The organism is Pseudomonas sp. MPB03, assembly GCF_046605385.1.
GTDB classification, from domain to species: domain Bacteria; phylum Pseudomonadota; class Gammaproteobacteria; order Pseudomonadales; family Pseudomonadaceae; genus Aquipseudomonas; species Aquipseudomonas zanjanensis.
Window position 1 is genome coordinate 4696249 of sequence record NZ_CP176770.1, and the last position, 19809, is coordinate 4716057.

General features: G+C 65.2%; 2 protein-coding genes (1 of these 2 only partly in view). Both read right to left on the minus strand.

All coding sequences use genetic code 11. The features are described from left to right. Nucleotides 1–12522, minus strand: a complete 12522-nt coding sequence (locus tag ACLH0I_RS20195) for a non-ribosomal peptide synthase/polyketide synthase (RefSeq protein ID WP_411385211.1) — start codon at nt 12520–12522, stop codon at nt 1–3. Then, a protein-coding gene (locus tag ACLH0I_RS20200) for an amino acid adenylation domain-containing protein (RefSeq protein ID WP_411385212.1) crosses the window boundary here: on the minus strand, nt 12522–19809 show its 3' portion. It continues 3800 nt past the right edge of the window; only the last 7288 of its 11088 coding nucleotides appear in the window; its start codon lies off the right edge, out of view; it ends in the stop codon at nt 12522–12524. The genes ACLH0I_RS20195 and ACLH0I_RS20200 overlap by 1 nt, the downstream gene beginning before the upstream one ends.

Below are 19809 nucleotides of genomic sequence, written 5' to 3' on the forward strand. Positions count from 1 at the left end.
TTAAGCCGCCTGCGCCACGCAGTGCTCGATCAACGCTTCCAGTTCCTCCTGGTACGCACGCATCAAACCCTCGACAGTCTCGGCACGGTAGCGGCGGGTGCTGAAGATGCAACGCAGCGCCAGGCGCCCGTCGTACACCTGCCCCACCACTTCCAGCCAGTTACCGAGCGCGGCATGGGGGCTGTAGCAGCTGCCGTAGCTTTCCGCCGCCGGCACCAGCAATGCCTTGTCGTCGAAGCTCTGGTCAAACTGCCCCAGGTAGTTGAAGGTCACCCGGGCCTGGGGCGCACGCCCCAAGGTGGCGGCCATCGGCTCGCCGCTCATGTAGCGCAACACGCCGTAGCCCAAGCCCTTGTTCGGCACCGCGGCCAACTGCCGCTGCACCGCCCGCACCGACGTGCCGATATCGGCTTCAGGGTTCGGGGCCAGTCGCACCGGGAACATGCTGGTGAACCAGCCCAGGCTGCGGCTCAGGTCGATGTCCTTGACCAAGTCCTCGCGACCATGCCCCTCCAACTGGATCAGCACCGAAGGCTGCTGGCTCCAACGGCACAACACCCGGCTCAGCGCCGCCAGCAACACGTCGTTGATCTGCGTCTGGTAGACCGCCGGCACTTGTTTGAGCAACTGCTGGGTGTGCTGCTCCGACAAGCTCAAATGCGCCACCGACTGGTACTGCACCTGGTTCTTGCCCCGCTGGTTGTCACACGGCAACTCGCTGCCCGGCTGGTCGATCTGTTCCAGCCACCAGGCTTTTTCCTGCGCCGGATAATCCAGCGCATAGGCTTGCAGGCCCTCGGCCCAGGCCCGGTAGCTGCTGGTGCGAATCGGCAGGTTCGGCGCCTGGCCCTCACTGTAGGCCGTATAAGCAGTCTGCAAATCCTGCAGCAGCAAACGCCACGACACCGTGTCGATGACCAGGTGATGAATGACCATCAACACGCGGGTTTCACCGTTGCCCAAGGTCACGTGCGCTGTGCGCCACACCGGGCCGTTGTGCAGATCGAGGCTGCGTTGCACCTGTTCGGCGTACAACTCCAGCTCAGCCTCATCGGCCACGCTGTGCTGCCACAGCAAGGGTTCGCTGGCCCACTGCGCCTGCATGTCTTCCAGCGCCTGGTAATGCTGCAGGTGACGTCCGCCGGCTTCGCTGAAGCGCAGGCGCAAGGCGTCGTGCTGCTGCATCATGCCGCGCAACGCCAATTCCAACGCCGTCAGGTTCAACCCTTGGCGGGCCCGCAGCATCAGTGCCTGGTTGTAGTGATGGGGTTCGCTCATGCGCTGGTCAAACCACCACTGCTGGATCGGAATCAGGTTGAACTGCCCTTCGGCGGCCACCTGGGTCACATCCTCGGCCGTCACGGCGCGCGTGTTCGAACGCTGGTCGAAAATCGCCTCGATGGTCTGGCCACGCATCAGGTCCCGCAACTTGAGCTCCATCTTCAGTTCCGAATGGTTGCGTACCCGCGAGACCACTTGCAGGCTGAGGATCGAGTCACCGCCCAATTCGAAGAAATTGTCGGTGATACCCACCCGCTCGACTTGCAACACATCAGCCCAGACCTCGGCCAACAGTTGCTCATCGCGGTTGCGCCCCGGCACATACTCGCTGCCCTTGAACTCCGGCTCCGGCAGGGCCTGGCGATCGAGCTTGCCGTTTGGCGTGACCGGCAACGCCTCCAGGCAGATCACCTGGGCCGGCACCATGTAGTCCGGCAATTGCGCCCGCAGCTCGGCCTTGAGCCGATCGCCGATGGCCACGCCATCGGGGGTAACCACGTAGCCGATCAGTTGCTTGCCCGAGGCGCTGTCCCGGGCGATCACCAACGCATCGCTGACGTCGTCCAGTTGCCGCAGGCTGGCCTCGACTTCCCCCAGTTCGATGCGGAAGCCCCGCACCTTGATCTGGTGGTCGATACGCCCGACGTAATCGAGCACGCCGTCGGCGCGCTGGCGCACCAGGTCGCCGCTGCGATACAGGCGATCGCCCGGCTGGCCGAACGGGTCCGGCACGAAGCGCTCGGCACTCAGGTCCGGGCGACGGTGATAACCACGGGCGATGCCCGCGCCACCGATGTACAACTCGCCGGCAATGCCCGGCGGCAACGGGTTGAGGTGGTCGTCGAGCACATACAAGGCGCGCTCGCCCACCGCACGCCCGATCGGCGCGTAGGCGGCCTCGCAACGTTCGCTGGCCGGCACCTTCCACAACATGGGTGTGACCACGGTTTCCGTCGGGCCGTAGCCGTTGGTGAAGAATCGTGGGCGCAGCGCCGCCTTCACTTGCTCGAAGGTCTGGTCCGGCACCGCATCGCCGCCGAAGCAGTACACCCGCACCGGCGGTGGCGCCAGTTGGCTGTGGGCGGCGTATTCGGCCAGTTGCTTGAGGTAGGCCGGCGGGAAGCAGGCGATGGTAATGCCATGGCGGTGCAAGGCGTCGAAGGTCTGCTCCGGTGTCCACAGCGCGCCGTCGCGAATCACCAGGGTGCCGCCGCTGAACAACGTGCTTAGCCAGCGTTCATGGGCACCGTCGAAAGCGAACGACATGAAGTGCAGTTCACGAGTGTCCTCGTCCATGTCATACAGCCCGGCGATGGCCTGGCAGTGCATGCTCATCGGCCCGTGCGCCACGGCGACACCCTTGGGTCGACCGGTGGAACCCGAGGTGTAGATCAGGTAGGCCAGGTTGCCGCCGAGCAAACCGCTGCGCGGCGGCAAGTCGCTGTAGCCACGGCTGTCGAAACCGTCGATGGCCAGGCGCGGCAAACCGTCGAGATCCGGCAAGCGCCCCTGTACCCGGCTGTGGGTCAGCAACAGCGCCATGGCCGAATCTTCGATCATGAACGCCAGGCGCTCGGGTGGATAATCGATGTCCAGCGGCACATACGCCGAGCCGCTTTTCATCACCGCCAGCAGCGCCACGACCATGTCCACCGAACGCTCCAGGGCCACGCCGACCACCACTTCCGGACCGGCGCCGAGTTCGATCAAGCGGTGGGCCAGGCGGTTGGCCCGGCGCTCCAGTTCGCCGTAACTCAACGAATCGTCGCCACACACCAGCGCCGTGGCCTGCGGTCGCGACTGGGCATGCCGGTCAATCAGCTCTGGCAACAACTGCGGCTGATGGCAGCCATTCGGCGCCGCGCTCCATTGTTCGAAGGCCTGCCACTGTTCCACCGACAAGCGCTGCAAATTGCCCAGGCACGCGTGGGGTGCATGGATCATCGCTTCCAGGGTGTCTTCCATCGTCCGGCGGATGCGTTCCACCGCTTCGACACTGAAGGCGTTGCGCAGGAACAGGTACTCGATGGACAGCGTTTCGCCCAGGTTGACCGCCAGGTCCATCGGGAAGTTGGTCACGTCATGATTGCGCGACTCGCCGAAGCTCAGGCCGGTGTCCTGCTGCTCGCCCAGGCGTTCGTCGATGGGGTAGTTCTCGAACACGATGATGCTGTCGAACAAGCCCTGCCCGCCGAGGCCCGACCAACGCTGGATGTCCGCCAGTGGCGCATGGGAATGCTCACGCAGGTCCAGGTTGTAGGCCTGCAACTGTTGCAGCCATTGATCCAGTGGTTGCTCGGGATCCAGGGTCTGGATCACCGGCAAGGTGTTGATGAACAGGCCGAGAATGTTATCGGCGTTGACCAGCCCCGCCGGACGCCCGGCGACGGTGGCGCCGAAGACCACGGTGTCCTGCCCGGTAAAGCGTTGCAGCAACAGCAGCCACGCCCCTTGGATCAAGGTATTGGGGGTGATCTGCAAGGCGCGGCAGGCCTGTTGCAGGCGAGCGGTCTGCGTCACGTCCCAGCGCGAATACAACGCCTCATGCCCCGGCAGTGCCTCGACATGCCGGGGGAACATCGCCTGGTTGAGGGAGGTCGCCTGCTCCAGGGTATCGAGTCGGCTGCGCCAGAAGCGCTCCAGCGCACCCTGGTCCTGGCGTTGCAGCCATTCGATGAACTCGCGATAGCGACCATTGCGGTTGGGCACCTGCCCGTGGGCGTAGAATTGCAGCACTTCACCGAACAACCGCGAACTGCTCCAGCCATCCATGAGGATGTGGTGGCAGGTCCAGATCATCTGGTAGCGATCATCTTCCAGGCGCAGCAACAGCACCCGTTGCAGGGGCGCGCGGCTCAAGTCGAAACCGGCCAGGTAGTCGGCGGTCGCCCGGGCGCTGATCGCCTGCTCGCTGATGTCCTGTCCACGCCAGTCTTCGACCTGCAGCGGCAATTCAACGTGGCGATGGACGATTTGCACCGGCGCGCTCAAGCCATCCTGCCAGTGGAAACTGGTGCGCAGGATGTCCTCGCGCTCGATCACCGAGGTCCAGGCCCGGGCGAAACGCTCCGTGTCCAGGCCATGCACCGGCAGGCAGATCTGGTTGATGTACAAGCCGGAGCTGTCGTCGGCCAGGGTGTGGAACAACATGCCGTCCTGCATCGGTGACAGCGGATAGATGTCCTCCACCTGCGCCACCGGCACCGGCAGGCCGTTGAGTTGCGCCTGGCTCAGGCGCGCCAGCGGGAAGTCGGAAGGTGTCAGGCCCAGGTGCCCGTCGGTGCAGCAGTGGTCGATCAGTTGCTGCAACGCCACCGCGTAGGCATCGGCCAATTGCTGGAGCGTGGCCTCGTCGAAGACATCGCCACTGAAGGTCCAATCGAGGGACAACTGGCCGTTGAAAATCCGCCCGTCGATGGTCAGCCAGTTGCCCAGCGCCACATCGTCGCCATGCCCTGCGCCACTGCCCTCCTCACTCGGCACGAACAGCGCCTGTTCATCGAAGCTCTGGTCGAACTGCCCCAGGTAGTTGAAGGTGATGCGCGCTGGCGGCAGTTTTGCCAGCCGTTGCTGGACCGCTTCGGCACCGAGGTAACGCAGCACGCCATACCCGAGGCCCTTGTTCGGCACTGCGCGCAGTTGTTCCTTGATCCGCTTGATCGACTCGGCCGGGTCGCTCGCCGGCGTCAGCAACACCGGGAACAGGCTGGTGAACCAACCGACGGTGCGACTCAGGTCGACGCCCTCGAACAGCTCTTCGCGGCCATGGCCTTCGAGCTGCACCAGGCAGGCCGGTTGCCCGGTCCATTGGCAGACCACTTGCGCCAATGCGCTGAGCAGCAAATCGTTGACCTGGGTGCGATAGGCCGTCGGCGCTTGCTTGAGCAAACGCTGGGTCTGGTTGGCATCCAGGCGCGTGCTCACCGAACGGCCATGGGCCGCAGCCTGGCTGCCCTCGGGACGGGCCCGTGGCAATGGCGGCAGAGGCTGGTCCAGTTGCCCGACCCAGTAATCCAGTTCCTTGTTCAGGGTTTCGCTGCGGGCGTAGTCCTGCAACCGGGCGGCCCAGGCCTTGAACGCCGTGGACTTGCCCGGCAAGGCCGGCGCCTGGTTCGTCCGCAATTGGCGATAGACGTTTTGCAGGTCTTCCAGCAGCACCCGCCACGACACGCCGTCCATGACCAGGTGATGAATCGCCAAGTGCAGACGCGCACTGCCGTCCTGCACCGCGATCAGGCTGCAACGCAGCAACGGGCCGTGTTGCAGGTCGAGGCTACGTTGCGCCCGGTCGGCGATGGCGACGATTTCGGTGGCATCCTGCGCAGTGCGCTGCCAGATCTCCAGGGGCTGCTCATCCATGGCCTGGTGGCTGGCGCGCCAACGGCCATCGTCGGCCTGGGTGAACCGCAGGCGCAAGGCATCGTGATGGGCCACCACGTGAGCGAGGGCCTGTTGCAGGTGCGCGATGTCCAGCGGTTCGCGCGGGGTCAGCAGGACCGATTGGTTCCAGTGATCGCGGTGCGGGATATCACTGGCGAAGAACCAGTGCTGCATCGGCACCAGCAGGCTGTCGCCGGTGACCGGCCCCTGGTCGATCAGCCCTTCGTCGGTGGCGGTGGCGACCCGCGCCAGGGCCTGGATGTTCTGGTGCAGGAACAGGTCCTTGGGGGTCAGGCCGATGCCTTGGGCACGCGCCCGGCTGACCACCTGGATCGAGTTGATCGAGTCGCCGCCCAGGGCGAAGAAGTTGTCGGCGGTGCCCACCCGCTCGGCGCCGAGCACCCTTTGCCAGATCTCCACCAGCGCCCGCTCGATGGCGTTGACCGGTGCGGTGAACACCTCTTGGCGCTCGGCCAGGTCCGGCGCCGGCAACGCCTTGCGGTCGAGCTTGCCGTTCGGGCTCAGTGGCATGTGTTCCAGGCGGGTCAGGTGCGTCGGCACCATGTGTTCCGGCAGGCTCAGGCGCAAATGGGCCAGCAGCGCTTCACGCAATTGGGACCAAGCGCCGGTTGCCTCGGCCTGGGCGACCACGTAGCCGCTCAGCACCTTGCCGCTGCGGCTGTCCTGGGCCACTACCACCGCTTCGCGCACCGCACCGTGTTCGAGCAGACGTGCTTCGATTTCCCCCAACTCGATACGGAACCCACGGATTTTCACCTGATGGTCGATCCGACCGATGTAGTCGATCACCCCGTCCGGGCGATAGCGCGCCAGGTCGCCGGTGCGGTACAGCCGCTCGCCGGCCACGAACGGGCTGGCGACGAAACGCTCGGCCGTCAGTTCGGGACGGCGGTGATAACCGCGGGCCAGGCCCTGGCCGCTGAGGTACAGCTCGCCGTTGACGCCGCTCGGCACCGGGTTCAGCTCATCGTCGAGGATGTAGGTCATCAGGTTGGCAATCGGCTCGCCAATGGGCACCGCATCGCGCCCTTCGTCGCGGCAGGTCCAATGGGTCACGTCGATGGCCGCTTCAGTCGGACCGTAGAGGTTATACAACCGGGCATTGGGCAACTTGGCGAACACCTGCTGCTGGGCATCCACCGGCAGGGCTTCGCCGCTGCAGACGATGCGAGCCAGGCTGGTGCAACGGCTGACGTTGGCGTCGAGCACGAACGCTTGCAGCATCGACGGCACGAAATGCAGGGTGGTGATGGTTTCCCGTTCGATCAGGCGGACCAGTTTTTGCGGATCGCGATGATCGCCCGGTGCCGCGACGACCAGGCGCACGCCGGTCATCAACGGCCAGAAGAACTCCCAGACCGACACGTCGAAACTGAACGGCGTCTTCTGCAGGACGCTGTCACCGGCCCCCAGGCCATAGGCCTGTTGCATCCAGCACAAGCGGTTGGTCAGCGCGCCATGGCTGTTGCCAGCGCCCTTGGGCTTGCCGGTGGAGCCGGAGGTGTAGATCACGTAGGCGAGGTTCTCGGCGCCGGCCCGGCGTGGTGGGTTGTCGGTGGCATTGTCTCGCAGCCAGTCGTCGTCCCCATCCAACACCAGCGTCTTGACGCCACCTCTCCCTGTGGGAGCGAGCTTGCTCGCGATGAGGCCTTCATTTTCAACATCGCCATTGGCTGAACCACCGCTATCGCGAGCAAGCTCGCTCCCACAGGACAGGGGGAGCGGGTTGAGCAATGAACTCTGGGTCAGCAACAGCCCGATGCCACTGTCCTCGATCATGTAGGCCAGGCGCTCCGGCGGGTAGTCCGGGTCCAGCGGCACGTAGGCGCCGCCGGCCTTGAGGATCGCCAGCAGGCCAACGACCATTTCCACGCTGCGCTGCACCGAGATGCCCACCAGCACATCCGGGCCGACACCGCGGGCAATCAAGGCGTGGGCCAACTGGTTGGCGCGGGCGTTGAGCTGGGCATAGCTCAGCGACTGCCCTTCGAACACCAGCGCCTCGGCGTGGGGGTCACGCTCGACCTGGGCTTCGATCAACTGATGCACCGGGAGATGGTTCGGGTAATCGGCGAAGGTGCGGTTCCAGTCCTCGACGATCAGGCGCCGCTGCGCCCCGTCCAGCATCGGCAGTTCGGCGATGCGCTGGGTCGGATTGGCGACGATGGCGCGCAACAGGTTCAGCCAGTGCTCGCCGAGGCGGGCGATGGTGCTCGGCTCGAACAGGTCGCTGGCGTAGGTCAGCGCGGCGCTGAGGCCATCGGCGTATTCGAAGGTGTCCAGGGTCAGGTCGAACTGGGCGGTGCCTGCATCCCAGGTCAGTTGCTCCAGGTTCAGGCCCGGCAACGCCGACAGGTCCCGGCGGGCATCGCTGGCATGGTTGAACATCACTTGGAACAACGGCGTGTGGCTCAGGTTGCGCGCTGGCTCCAGCCGTTCCACCAGTTGTTCGAATGGCAGGTCCTGGTGGGCCTGGGCACCCAATGCGCGTTGCTTGACCTGATCGAGCAACTGGTCGAATCGCAGGTTGCCGTCGATGTCGGCCTTGAGCACCTGGGTGTTGACGAAGAAGCCCAGCAGGCGCTCGGTTTCCACCCGGTTACGGTTGGCAATCGGCACGCCGACGCGGATGTCGTCCTGGCCGCTGTAGCGGTGCAACAAGGTCTGCAAGCCCGCGAGCAAGAGCATGAACAGCGTGCTGTTGTGCTGCTGGGCCAGGCGCTTGAGGCCTTCGGCCAACGCCGGTTCGATGACGATGGGCAGCCGTGCGCCGCGATAACTTTGCTGGGCCGGGCGCGGATGGTCGGTCGGCAGTTCGAGAATCGGTTGCTCGCCGCCCAACTGCTCGATCCAGTAATCGAGTTGACGCTGCTGCTCCCCCGCCGCCAGCCATTGCCGCTGCCAGTGCGCGTAGTCGGCGTACTGGATCGGCAGCGGCGCCAGTTCCACGGCCTGGCCCTGGCTGAAACCTGCGTACAACTGCAGCAGGTCGTCGACCATGATCTGCATCGACCAGGCGTCGGAGACGATGTGGTGCTGGGTCAGGATCAGCACATGGTCATCAGCGCCCAGTTGCAGCCACTTGACCCGCAGCAACGGGCCGCGCTGCAAATCGAACAACTGCCGGGTTTCGGCTTCGATCAAGCCGCGCAAGGCCTGGTCATCGACAGTGGCGTCGATTGATTCGACCGCCAGGGCCAGCGGCGCCGGTTCGTCGATCACTTGCAGGGGGCGCTCGTTGTCGAGCACGAAGCGGGTGCGCAGGCTCTCGTGACGCGCCACCAGGGCATCGAAGCTCTGTTGCAGCGCGACACGGTCGAGGGCGCCGCGCAAACGCAGCGCTGCCGGAATGTGATAGGCGCTGCTGGTGGGCTCCAGTTGCCAGAGGAACCACTGCCGTTGCTGGGCGAACGAGAGCGCCAGCGGCTGATCGCGAGGGATGCGTGGAATGCTCGCTTCATCGTGCGCCGATGCCGTGCCCATGGCCTCGACAAACGCCCGCAGGCTGTGATGGGCAAACAACAGGCGCAACGGCACCTGGATATTCAGTTGCTGGCGGATCCGTGACATCACCTGGGTCGCCAGCAAGGAGTGGCCACCCAGTTCAAAGAAACTGTCCTCCAGGCCGACCCGCCGGACCTTGAGGATATCGGCCCAGATCGTCGCCACCGCCTGCTGCGTGGGCGTCTGCGGCGCGACATAGGTTTTCTGCCATTGGCTGGCATCGGGCTTGGGCAATTGCTTGCGATCCAGCTTGCCGTTGGGCGTCAGCGGGAAGCGCGGCAACAGCACCACATGGGACGGCACCATGTAGTCGGGCAGGTTGGCCTTGAGCCGTGTGGTGAGGCTGTCGCGCAGGCCGCTCTGGGCGGTGGCGTCCAGGTCATTCAGCTCGGCGGTTGGAACGATGTACGCCACCAACGCCTGGCCGCCTGGCGCGTCCTGGGCCAGCACCGCCGCTTCGCGGACACTGTCCTGTTCCAGCAGGCGCGCCTCGATCTCTCCCAGCTCGATGCGAAAGCCGCGGATCTTCACTTGATGGTCGATGCGCCCGAGGTATTCGAGGACACCGTCGGCACGCTGGCGCGCCAGGTCACCGGTGCGATACAGACGCTCGCCGGCGACAAACGGATGGGGCACGAAGCGTTCGGCGGTCAGCGCCGGGCGCTGGAAATAACCACGGGCCAGGCCTTGGCCGCCGATCAGCAATTCCCCGGCCACGCCATAAGGCACCGGCATCAGGTCGGCACCGACGATGTACAGCGTGGTGTTGTCGATGGGCCCGCCGAGCCACGGTTGCGCGGCCTGGGTTTGCAACGGGTGCAAGGCCGACCAGATGGTGGTTTCCGTCGGGCCGTAGAGGTTCCACACTTCACCGCCGAGGGCGAGCATGCGCACGGCCAGTTCCCGGGGCAACGCCTCGCCCCCGCACAGGCATTTGCAGCCGCGCAGCCCCTGGGCGTGTTCATTGTCCAGCAACATGCGCCAGGTCGACGGCGTGGCCTGCAGCACATTGACCTGCTCGGCCGCGATCAATGCCAACACCGCGTATGGGTCCTGGGCGATCTGTTGGCCGGTCAGCACGATGCATGCGCCGACCATCAGCGGCACGTAGATTTCCAGGCCGAAAATATCGAACGAGAACGTGGTCAGCGACAATGCCCGATCCTGGGCCGTCATGCCCGGTGCCTTGGCCATGCTCGCGACGAAGTTGGTCAGCGCGCCGTGGCGCACCATCACGCCCTTGGGCTTGCCAGTGGAGCCGGAGGTGTAGATCGCGTAGGCCAGGTGTTCCGCATCCAGGCGCGTCGCCGGCGCCTCGCCGCTATAGCCGTCGAGCCAGTCACTCTCCTGGTCCAATACCAATGTCTTAACGCCAACCCCGCCCCCTGTGGGAGCGAGCTTGCTCGCGATAGCGTCGGCACACCCAACATCGTCATTCACTGAACCACCGCCATCGCGAGCAAGCTCGCTCCCACAGGACAGCGGTAGCTGGTCGAGCAACGAGCGTTGGGTCAGCAGCAGCTCGATGCCGCTGTCTTCGATCATGTACGCCAGGCGATCCTGGGGGAACGCCGGGTCCAGCGGCAAGTAGGCGCCGCCGGCCTTGAGGATCGCCAGCAGGCCCACCAGCATGTGCGCGCTGCGCTCCACGGCAATGCCCACCAAGACGTCGGAAGTCACGCCGAGGCTCTGCAGTTTCCCCGCCAGTTGATTGGCCCGGGCATTGAGTTGGCCGTAGCTCCAGCGCTCGCCGTCGATCACCAGCGCCGGAGCGTCCGGGGTGCGCGCCGCTTGTCTTTCGAATAGTTGGTGGACAAAACCCGCCTCGGGCGCCGGCACCGCGGTGCGCTGGCTGTCGTCGAGCAAGGCCTGGCGCTCGGCCGCGTGGAGCAACGGCAATTCACCGATGCGCTGTGCCGGGTCGGCCACGATGGCGCGCAACAGGTTCTGCCAATGCCCGGCCATGCGCGCAATCGTCTCGGCGCCAAACAGGTCGGTGGCATAGATCAGTGCAGCCGAAAGGCCTTCGCCATGCTCGACGGTTTCCAGGGTCAGGTCGAATTGTGCCGTGTGCGAGTCCCAGCTCAGCCCCTCGACTTGCAACGCACCGACCGGCCCCTCGCCCGCCGGGCCTTGGGTCCGGTGGTTGAACATCACTTGGAACAGCGGGCTGTGGCTCAGGTTGCGCTCAGGCTGTAACGCTTCCACCAATTGCTCGAACGGCAGCTCCTGGTGAGCCTGGGCGCCCAGGGCTGTCTGTTTCACTTGTTGCAACAAGGCGCCAAACGCATCCTCGCTCTGCACATCGCTGTCGAGCACCTGGGTATTGACGAAAAAGCCGATCAGGCGCTCGGTCTCGACCCGGTTGCGGTTGGCCGTCGGCACGCCGACGCGGATGTCGTTCTGGCCGCTGTAGCGATGCAGCAGCGCCTGGAACGAGGCCAGCAAAATCATGAACAGGCTGACGCCCTCACGCTGGGCCATGTGCTTGAGGTCGCCGGCCAGCACCGCGTCGATGGCGAGCTGCAGCCGCGCGCCGCGATAGCTCATCACCGCCGGACGGGGGAAGTCGGTCGGCAGCTCCAGCACCGGTTGCTGGCCCCCCAAGCGTGCGGTCCAGTATTCCAACTGGCGTTCGCGCTCGCCCGCTTCCATCCAGTGCCGCTGCCAGATGGCGTAGTCGGCGTACTGGATCGGCAGCGCCGGCAGTTCCAGCGCGCGGCCCTGGCTGAAGGCGGCGTAGCCGTTGACCAATTCCTCGACCATCACCTGCATCGACCAGCCATCGGCAACGATGTGGTGCAAGGTCACGATCAGCACGTGGTCATCCGCCGCCAACCGCAGCAGGCGCGTGCGCAGCAGCGGCCCCTGTTGCAGGTCGAAGAGCTGGCGGGTTTCTGCTTCGATCAACCGGCGCAGCTGCGTCTCGTCCGGCAATGGTTCCAGGGTGTCGGCCTGCAAACGCACCGGCGCCGCCGCGTGCACTTGCTGCACGACCTGCTCGCCATGGATCTGGAAGGTGGTGCGCAGGCTCTCGTGACGCGCCACCAACGCCGTGAAACTCTGCTCCAGGGCAGCGATGTCCAGCGGCCCGCGCAAGCGCAGGGCCGTGGGCATGTGATAGGCCGCGCTGTCGGGGTCCAACTGCCAGAGGAACCATTGGCGTTCCTGGGCAAACGACAGCGACAACGTGTCGAACTCGGCACTGACAGGCGCAATGGGCAGGTTCGCCGGGGAAACGTTCTCTTCGAGCATTTTCTGCAAGTACAAGCGACGTTTTTCCAGCGGCAGCGTTATGAAGCGCCTGGCAATACGTTGTGCGACAGCGGTGTCCATCAAACCTCCTCAAATTCATCGAGCAGCGCTTCAAGCTTGCTCAATTTCGACGTACTCATGGGTTCGCCGGCAGGCTCGAGTTGCGCCACGAACGCGCCGAGTACCGGGAATTGGAAAATCAGTTGCGGGGTCAAGGCCAGGCCCAGTTCCAGTTGCAGGCGCGAGACCACGCTCACCACCAGCAGCGAATGCCCGCCCAGCTCGAAGAAGTCGTCGCCCAGCCCGACCTGCTCGACCTTGAGCACGTCTTGCCAGATCGCCGCGACCCGGCATTCCAGGTCGCTCCGGGGCGCCAGGTAAGCCGGTTGCAGGGCACGGGTGTCCGGTGCCGGCAAGGCCTTGCGATCGAGCTTGCCGTTGGGGGTCAGTGGCAAGCGGTCGAGGAAGACCCAATGGGTCGGCACCATGAAGTCCGGCACCTGGGCCGCCAGTCGCGCCTTGAGTCGGTCGCCCAGGCTGGCCGAATCCAGGGAGCCGTCCTGGCCGACCAGATAGGCCACCAGGTTCGGTCCGCTCACGTCGTCCCGCGCCAGCACCACCGCATCGCGCACCTCGGCATCGGCCTGCAGGCGCGCTTCGATTTCCCCCAGTTCGATGCGCAGGCCACGGATCTTCACTTGATGGTCGATCCGGCCGAGGTACTCGATCACCCCGTCCGCGCCATAACGCGCCAGGTCACCGGTGCGATACAGGCGACCGCCCGCAACGGGGGCGAACGGATCGGGAATGAAGCGCTCGGCGCTCAGGGCCGGTCGCTGGTGGTAACCACGGGCCAGGGAATCACCGGCGATGTGCAACTCGCCGACGGCGCCCACGGCGCAAGGCTGCAATGCCGCATCCAGCACGTAGGTGCGCACGTTATCGATGGGACGACCAATGGCGATGATTCGCTCGGCGTCGTCCTCGCTGTCGCGCACCACGGCATGGCTGCTGGTGTCGATGGTCGCTTCGGTCGGGCCATACAGGTTGCGCAGTTCACCCTCGAACAGCGCCATGACCTGGCGCGACAGGTGCGCGCTGAGGGCTTCGCCACCGCACAGCAGCAGGCGCAGGGAGGCCAGCTGTTCGCGGGTCGCCACTGGCAGCAACGCCTGCAACAGCGACGGCGCCATTTGCAGCACGCTGATGCGCCACCGCGCCACGTCGGCCCAGAGGGTGGTCAGGTCGAGGTTCAGGTGCGGGTTGGCGAGCACCAGTTGCGCGCCGCTCATCAACGGCAGCCAGAACTCCCAGACCGAGGCATCGAAACTGATCGCGGTTTTTTGCAGGACGCGGTCGGCGGCCGTCAGTTTCAAGCAACCTTGCATCCACGCCATGTGGTTGCTCAGGGCGGCATGGCGCAAGGTCACGCCCTTGGGCTTGCCGGTGGAGCCGGAGGTGTAGATCACATAAGCGAGGTTTTCGCCGTCGATGACCACGCCAGGGTCGCGCTCGCTGTAGCCGGCCAGCCATTGCCCGGGTTGATCCAACAGCAGCGCGGCCACGGCAGCGTTGCCGAACAGCGGCAGCACCTCGGTTTCGGTGAGCAGCAAGGCGATGCCGCTGTCCTCGACCATGTACGCCAGGCGATCCCGGGGATAGGCCGGGTCCAGCGGCACGTAGGCGCCACCGGCCTTGAGCACCGCCAGCAAGCCGACCACCATCTGCACGCTGCGCGACAACGCCAGGCCCACTAATACATCGGGGCCAATGCCGCGTTCGATCAAGCCATGGGCCAGGCGATTGGCCCAGGCATTGAGCTCGGCGTAAGTGAGCGTTTCCTGCTCGCTGACCAGGGCGACCGCGTCGGGGCTGCTTTGGGCCTGGGCCTCGATCCATTGATGGACCAGGCGCCGAGGTGGCTCCACCACCGACGTGGCGTTCCAGTCGCCCAGCAGCCTGTCGCGGGTCGTCGCATCCAGCAGTTGGATGTCTCCCACGCAACCGCCAGCCGGCAGGCTCACCATCTGCGCGAGCACGTGTGCCACCTGCTCAGCCAGGCGCTCGACGGTGTGTGTAGGGAAAGCAGCATGGGCATAGGTGAAGTGCAGGCTCAGGATGTCAGTTAGATTGACGGCCAGGGTCAACGGGAAATTAGTCTGTTCCTGGCTGGCCACGCTGCCGAAGCTCAAGCCCGAGGGCGCCTGCTCTTGCAGGGCCTGGGACACGGGGTAGTTTTCGAACACCAGCAAGGTGTCGAACAAACCGTCGCCGCCCTGCCCGGCCCAGCGCTGGATCTCGAACAGCGGCGTATGTTCGTGCTCGCGCAAGGCCACGTTCTGGCCTTGGATCTGTAGCAGCAGCCCGCTCAGCGCTTGCTCCGGACGCGGGCTGGCGATGACCGGCAAGGTGTTGATGAACAGGCCGATCTGCTGCTCGACGCCCTTGAGCTCGCTCGGACGCCCCGACACGGTGGCGCCGAAGGCCACGGTGGCGTGGCCGGTGTAGTGCTGCAGCAGCAACAGCCAGGTCGCCTGGACGACGGTATTGAGGGTGACCTTCTGCTGGCGGGCGAACTCGCTCAGGCGCTGGGTCTGCTCCGGCGTCAGGTGGTGATAGTGACTGGCGTGGCTGCTTTCCAGCACCGATTGCAGCGGCGCGAAACGGGTCTCGGCCAGACGGGTCGGCGCCTCCAGGGGTTGCAGTTGCGCCAGCCAGAAGGTTTCGCTGGCCTGGGCGTCGCGGCCTTGCAGCCAGGCGATGTAGTCCCGATAGCGCCCGGCCGGGCGCGGCGGGGCCTGGCCGTCATAGCGTTGCAGCACCTCGCCGAGCAACTGCGAGTTGCTCCAGCCGTCCATCAGGATGTGGTGATGGGTGTAGATCAGGTGATAACGCCGCTCGGCGGTGCGCACCAGCACCAGGCGCAGTAACGGCGCGCAGGCCAGGTCGAAGCCCTGCTCGCGCTCGGCATCCGCCAGCGCGTCCAGGGCCTGGCTGGCATCAGTGCGGGCGCTCCAGTCCAGCGAAGCGAACGGCACGCGCACCTGCTTGTGCACCACCTGCACCGGGCGCTCGCTGCCCTGCCAGATAAAACTGCTGCGCAGAATGTCATGGGCATCGACCGCCGCTTGCCAGGCGGCCTCGAAACGCCGGGGGTCGAGGCCTTCGATGTCCAGGCGCATCTGGTTGATGTACTGGCCGCTGCCCGCCTCGTAGAGGCTGTGGAACAACATGCCCTGCTGCATCGGTGCCAGCGGGTAAAGGTCTTCCACGCCGCGCGCCGACAGCGCCAGGCCATCGAGTTGCGCCTGGGTCAGGCCGGCCAGGGGGAAATCCGTCGGCGTCATGCCCTGGTTCGTCGGGTCGCAGCAATGGGCGATCAACAGCGCCAGCTCGCTGGCGTAGTCATCGGCCAATTGCTGGATGGTCGCCGGCTCGAACTGTCGCTGGCTGAACGTCCAGCCCAACCGCAGCGCGCCATCGAACACCTGGCCGTTGAGCGTCAGCCAGTTGCCCAAGGTGGTCAGCGGGCTTTGCTCGTCACCGGCGCTTTCGCTGGCCGGGCTGAACAGCGCGCCTTGGTCCTGATCGAAACTGCCGTCGAACTGACCGAGGTAGTTGAACGTGATGCGCGGCACCGGCAGTGCTTCCAGAGCTGCCCGGCTGGCGTCGTCGCCCAGGTAACGCAGCGCACCGAAACCCACGCCTTTGTCGGGAATCGTCCGCAGTCCTTGCTTGATCGACTTGATCGAGTCCGCCAGTTCGACGGCCGGCGACAACCGCACCGGGAACAGGCTGGTGAACCACCCCACCGTGCGGGTCAGGTCGACATTGGCGAACAGCTCTTCGCGGCCATGGCCTTCGAGCTGCAGCAACAGGCTGTCATGACCGGTCCAGCGGCAGATCACCCGGGCCAGGGCCGTGAGCAACAGGTCGTTGACCTGGGTGCGATAGGCCGCCGGCGCCTCTTGCAGCAACTGCCGGGTCAAGTGCGCGTCGAGCCGTGTATGAACGGTGACGGCCTCATGGTTTTGCCCGATCGCCTCGGGGTCGAGGCACGGCAGGTCGGTCGGGGCGTCGTGCAGTTGCCCTTGCCAGTAGGCCAATTGCAGCTGCAGTTCCGCGCTGCGGGCGTGGGCCTGCAAGTGCTCGGCAAACACCTTGACCGAGCTGGTCTTGGCCGGCAGTTGCAGCCTTTGACCGGCGAGCAACTGCTGGTAGGCGGTTTGCAGGTCGTCGAACAGAATTCGCCACGACACACCGTCCACCGCCAGGTGATGGACCACCAGCAACAGGCGCTGGCTGCCATCGGCCAAGGTCGCCAGGACGCCGCGCAACAGCGGCCCGGCGTGCAGGTCGAGGCTGCGCTGGGCCTGGTTGGCGAGGGTTTCCAGCGCGCTGGCATCAGCCACGTCACGCTGCCACAGCAAACCGTCGTTCGCCCAAGCTTGCTGTTGCGCCGCCACCTCACGGTGCTCGGCGCGCCAACCTTCGGCGGTTTCACTGAAGGACAAACGCAAGGCGTCGTGGTGCAGCACCAACGCCTGCAAAGCCTGCTCCACCAAAGATGCTTGCAGCGCACTGGCCGGTTGCAACAGCACCGACTGGTTGTAGTGATGACGCAGGGGAATCGCCTCGGCGAAAAACGCCTGTTGAATCGGCAGCAGCGGCGTCGACCCTTCGGCCGGCGCCTGATCGATTGCCGACGCTTCCCTACCGGTCTGGGCGACACCTGCCAGCGCCTGCACGGTCTGGTGCTGGAAAAGGTCCTTGGGCGTAAAGCGAATACCCGCTTGGCGGGCGCGACTGACCACCTGGATGGAGACAATCGAGTCGCCGCCCAACTCGAAGAAGTTATCGCTCAAGCCGACCCGCCCGACCTTGAGCACGTCTTGCCAGATCGCCGCGATCTGTTGTTCCAGCTCGCTTCGCGGCGCCACGTAGTCCTGCTGGATCTGGCTGGCGTCGGCGGTGGGCAAGGCCTTGCGGTCGAGCTTGCCGTTGGCGGTCAGTGGCCATTGTTCGAGGAACAACAGGTGCGTCGGCACCATGTAGTCCGGCAGGTCGGCTTTGAGTTGAGTCTTGATCTGCTCGCGCAGGTCGGCTGGGGCTTCGCTGGCGTGGGCCGGGATCACGTAAGCCACCAGTTGCTGGCCGCTCGGTCCTTCCTGGGCCAGCACCAACGCTTCACGCACGGAAGCCAAGGCGTTCAGGCGCGCTTCGATCTCGCCCAGTTCGATGCGGAAACCGCGGATCTTCACTTGATGGTCGATGCGACCGACGTACTCGATCACGCCGTCGCTGCGGTACTGCGCCAGATCGCCGGTGCGGTACAAACGTGCGCCGCTTTCGCCGAACGGGTCGGGGATGAACCGCAACGCGGTAAGGTCGCCACGATTCAGGTAGCCCCGGGCCAGGCCTGCGCGACCGACGTACAACTCACCGATGCAACCTTTTGGCACCGGGTTCAAATCGCCGTCCAATAGATACCAGGACAGGTCGGCAATCGGCTCGCCAATCGGGCTGCTGGCGTCCTGTTCCAGGTCCGCTATCGATAGCGGACGGTAGGTCACGTGCACGGTGGTTTCGGTGATGCCGTACATGTTGATCAGTTGCGGCGCGGCATCGCCGAAGCGCTCGAACCAGGGGCGCAAGGACTTGACGTCCAGCGCCTCGCCGCCGAACACCACGTAGCGCAAGGCGTTGGCCCGGTCATCGGCGCAAGCTTCGTGCATCAGTTGCTTGAACGCCGACGGTGTCTGGTTGAGCACAGTCACCCCGGCGTCGCACAGCAGTTCATGGAACTGCTGCGGTGAGCGGCTGATGTCATACGGCACGATCAGCAACTCGCCACCGTGGAGCAGTGCGCCAAAGATTTCCCAGACCGAGAAGTCGAACGCGTAGGAATGGAACAGGCTCCAGACATCCTGCGCGCCGAAGTTGAACCAGGGTTCGGTGGCCTCGAACAGGCGCAGCACGTTGTGGTGCGGCAGCAAGGTGCCTTTTGGATTACCGGTGGAGCCGGAGGTGTAGATCACGTAGGCGAGGTTCGCGGCGTCCATCGCCACCTGCGGATCGCTGTCGGTGAAAGCACTGACATCGGCATCCAGCAGCAGCGTCTGCACGCCCTCCGGCACTGGCAACTGATCGACCAGGGCCGCTTGGGTCAGCAGCAAGCGAATGCCGCTGTCCTGCATCATGTAGGCCAGACGATCCTGGGGATACGTCGGGTCCAGCGGCACGTAGGCGCCGCCGGCCTTGAGGATCGCCAGCAAGCCCAGCAGCATGTCGAAGCCCCGCTCGGCGGCCAATCCCACCAGCACATCCGGGCCGACGCCGTGGGCGATCAACTGATGGGCGCGGCGGTTGGCCTGGGCGTTGAGTTCGCCGTAGGTCAGGACTTGGGCGTTGAAACGCAACGCGATGGCGTCGGGACGCAAGCGCGCCTGTTCGGCGATGCGCTGATGCAGGCAGGCCTCGCCCGGGAAGCTGCGCGGTGTCGGGTTCCATTGGGCGATGTGTTGCTGTTGCTCGGTGGCCGTCAGCAACGGCAATTCACTGATACGTTGGCCGGGATTGGCGACGATGCCGTGCAGCAAGTTCAGCCAGTGTTCGGCCAGGCGCTGCACGGTGCTGGCGTCGAACAAGTCAGTGGCATAAGTCAGCGCCGCACCCAGTTCACCCTCGGCTTCCAGGGTGTCGAGGGTCAGGTCGAACTGGGCAGTCTGGCTTTCCCATTCCTGGGCCTTGATCAGCAGACCGGGCAGCGCCGGCAGTGCCTGGCGAGCCACACTCTGGTGGTTGTACAACACCTGGAACAACGGGCTGTGGCTCAGGTTGCGTTCAGGCCGCAGGGCTTCGACCAGTTGTTCGAACGGCAGGTCCTGATGGGCCTCGGCGCCGATGGCCGCCTGTTTGACCTGCGCCAGCAACTCACTGAAACGCCGCTGCGGATCGACCTCGGCCTTGAGCACCTGGGTGTTGACGAAAAAGCCGATCAAGCCTTCGGTTTCCACCCGGTTGCGGTTGGCGATGGGCACGCCGACACGGATGTCCGACTGGCCGCTGTAGCGGTGCAGCAAGGCTTGGAACGAGGCCAGCAAGACCATGAACAGCGTGCTGCCTTCGCGCTGGGCCAGTTGTCGCAGTTGTTGGCCCAAAACCGGCGGCAAGTCGATGGCCAGGCGTGCCCCGGCAAAGCTCTGCCGGGTCGGGCGCGGTCGGTCGGTCGGCAGCGCCAGCAACGGTTGCTCGCCCCCCAGCACATCGGTCCAATACGCCAATTGCCGTTCCCGCTCGCCGGCGTCCATCCATTGACGTTGCCATACTGCGTAATCGGCGTACTGGATCGGCAGTCCGGCCAATGCC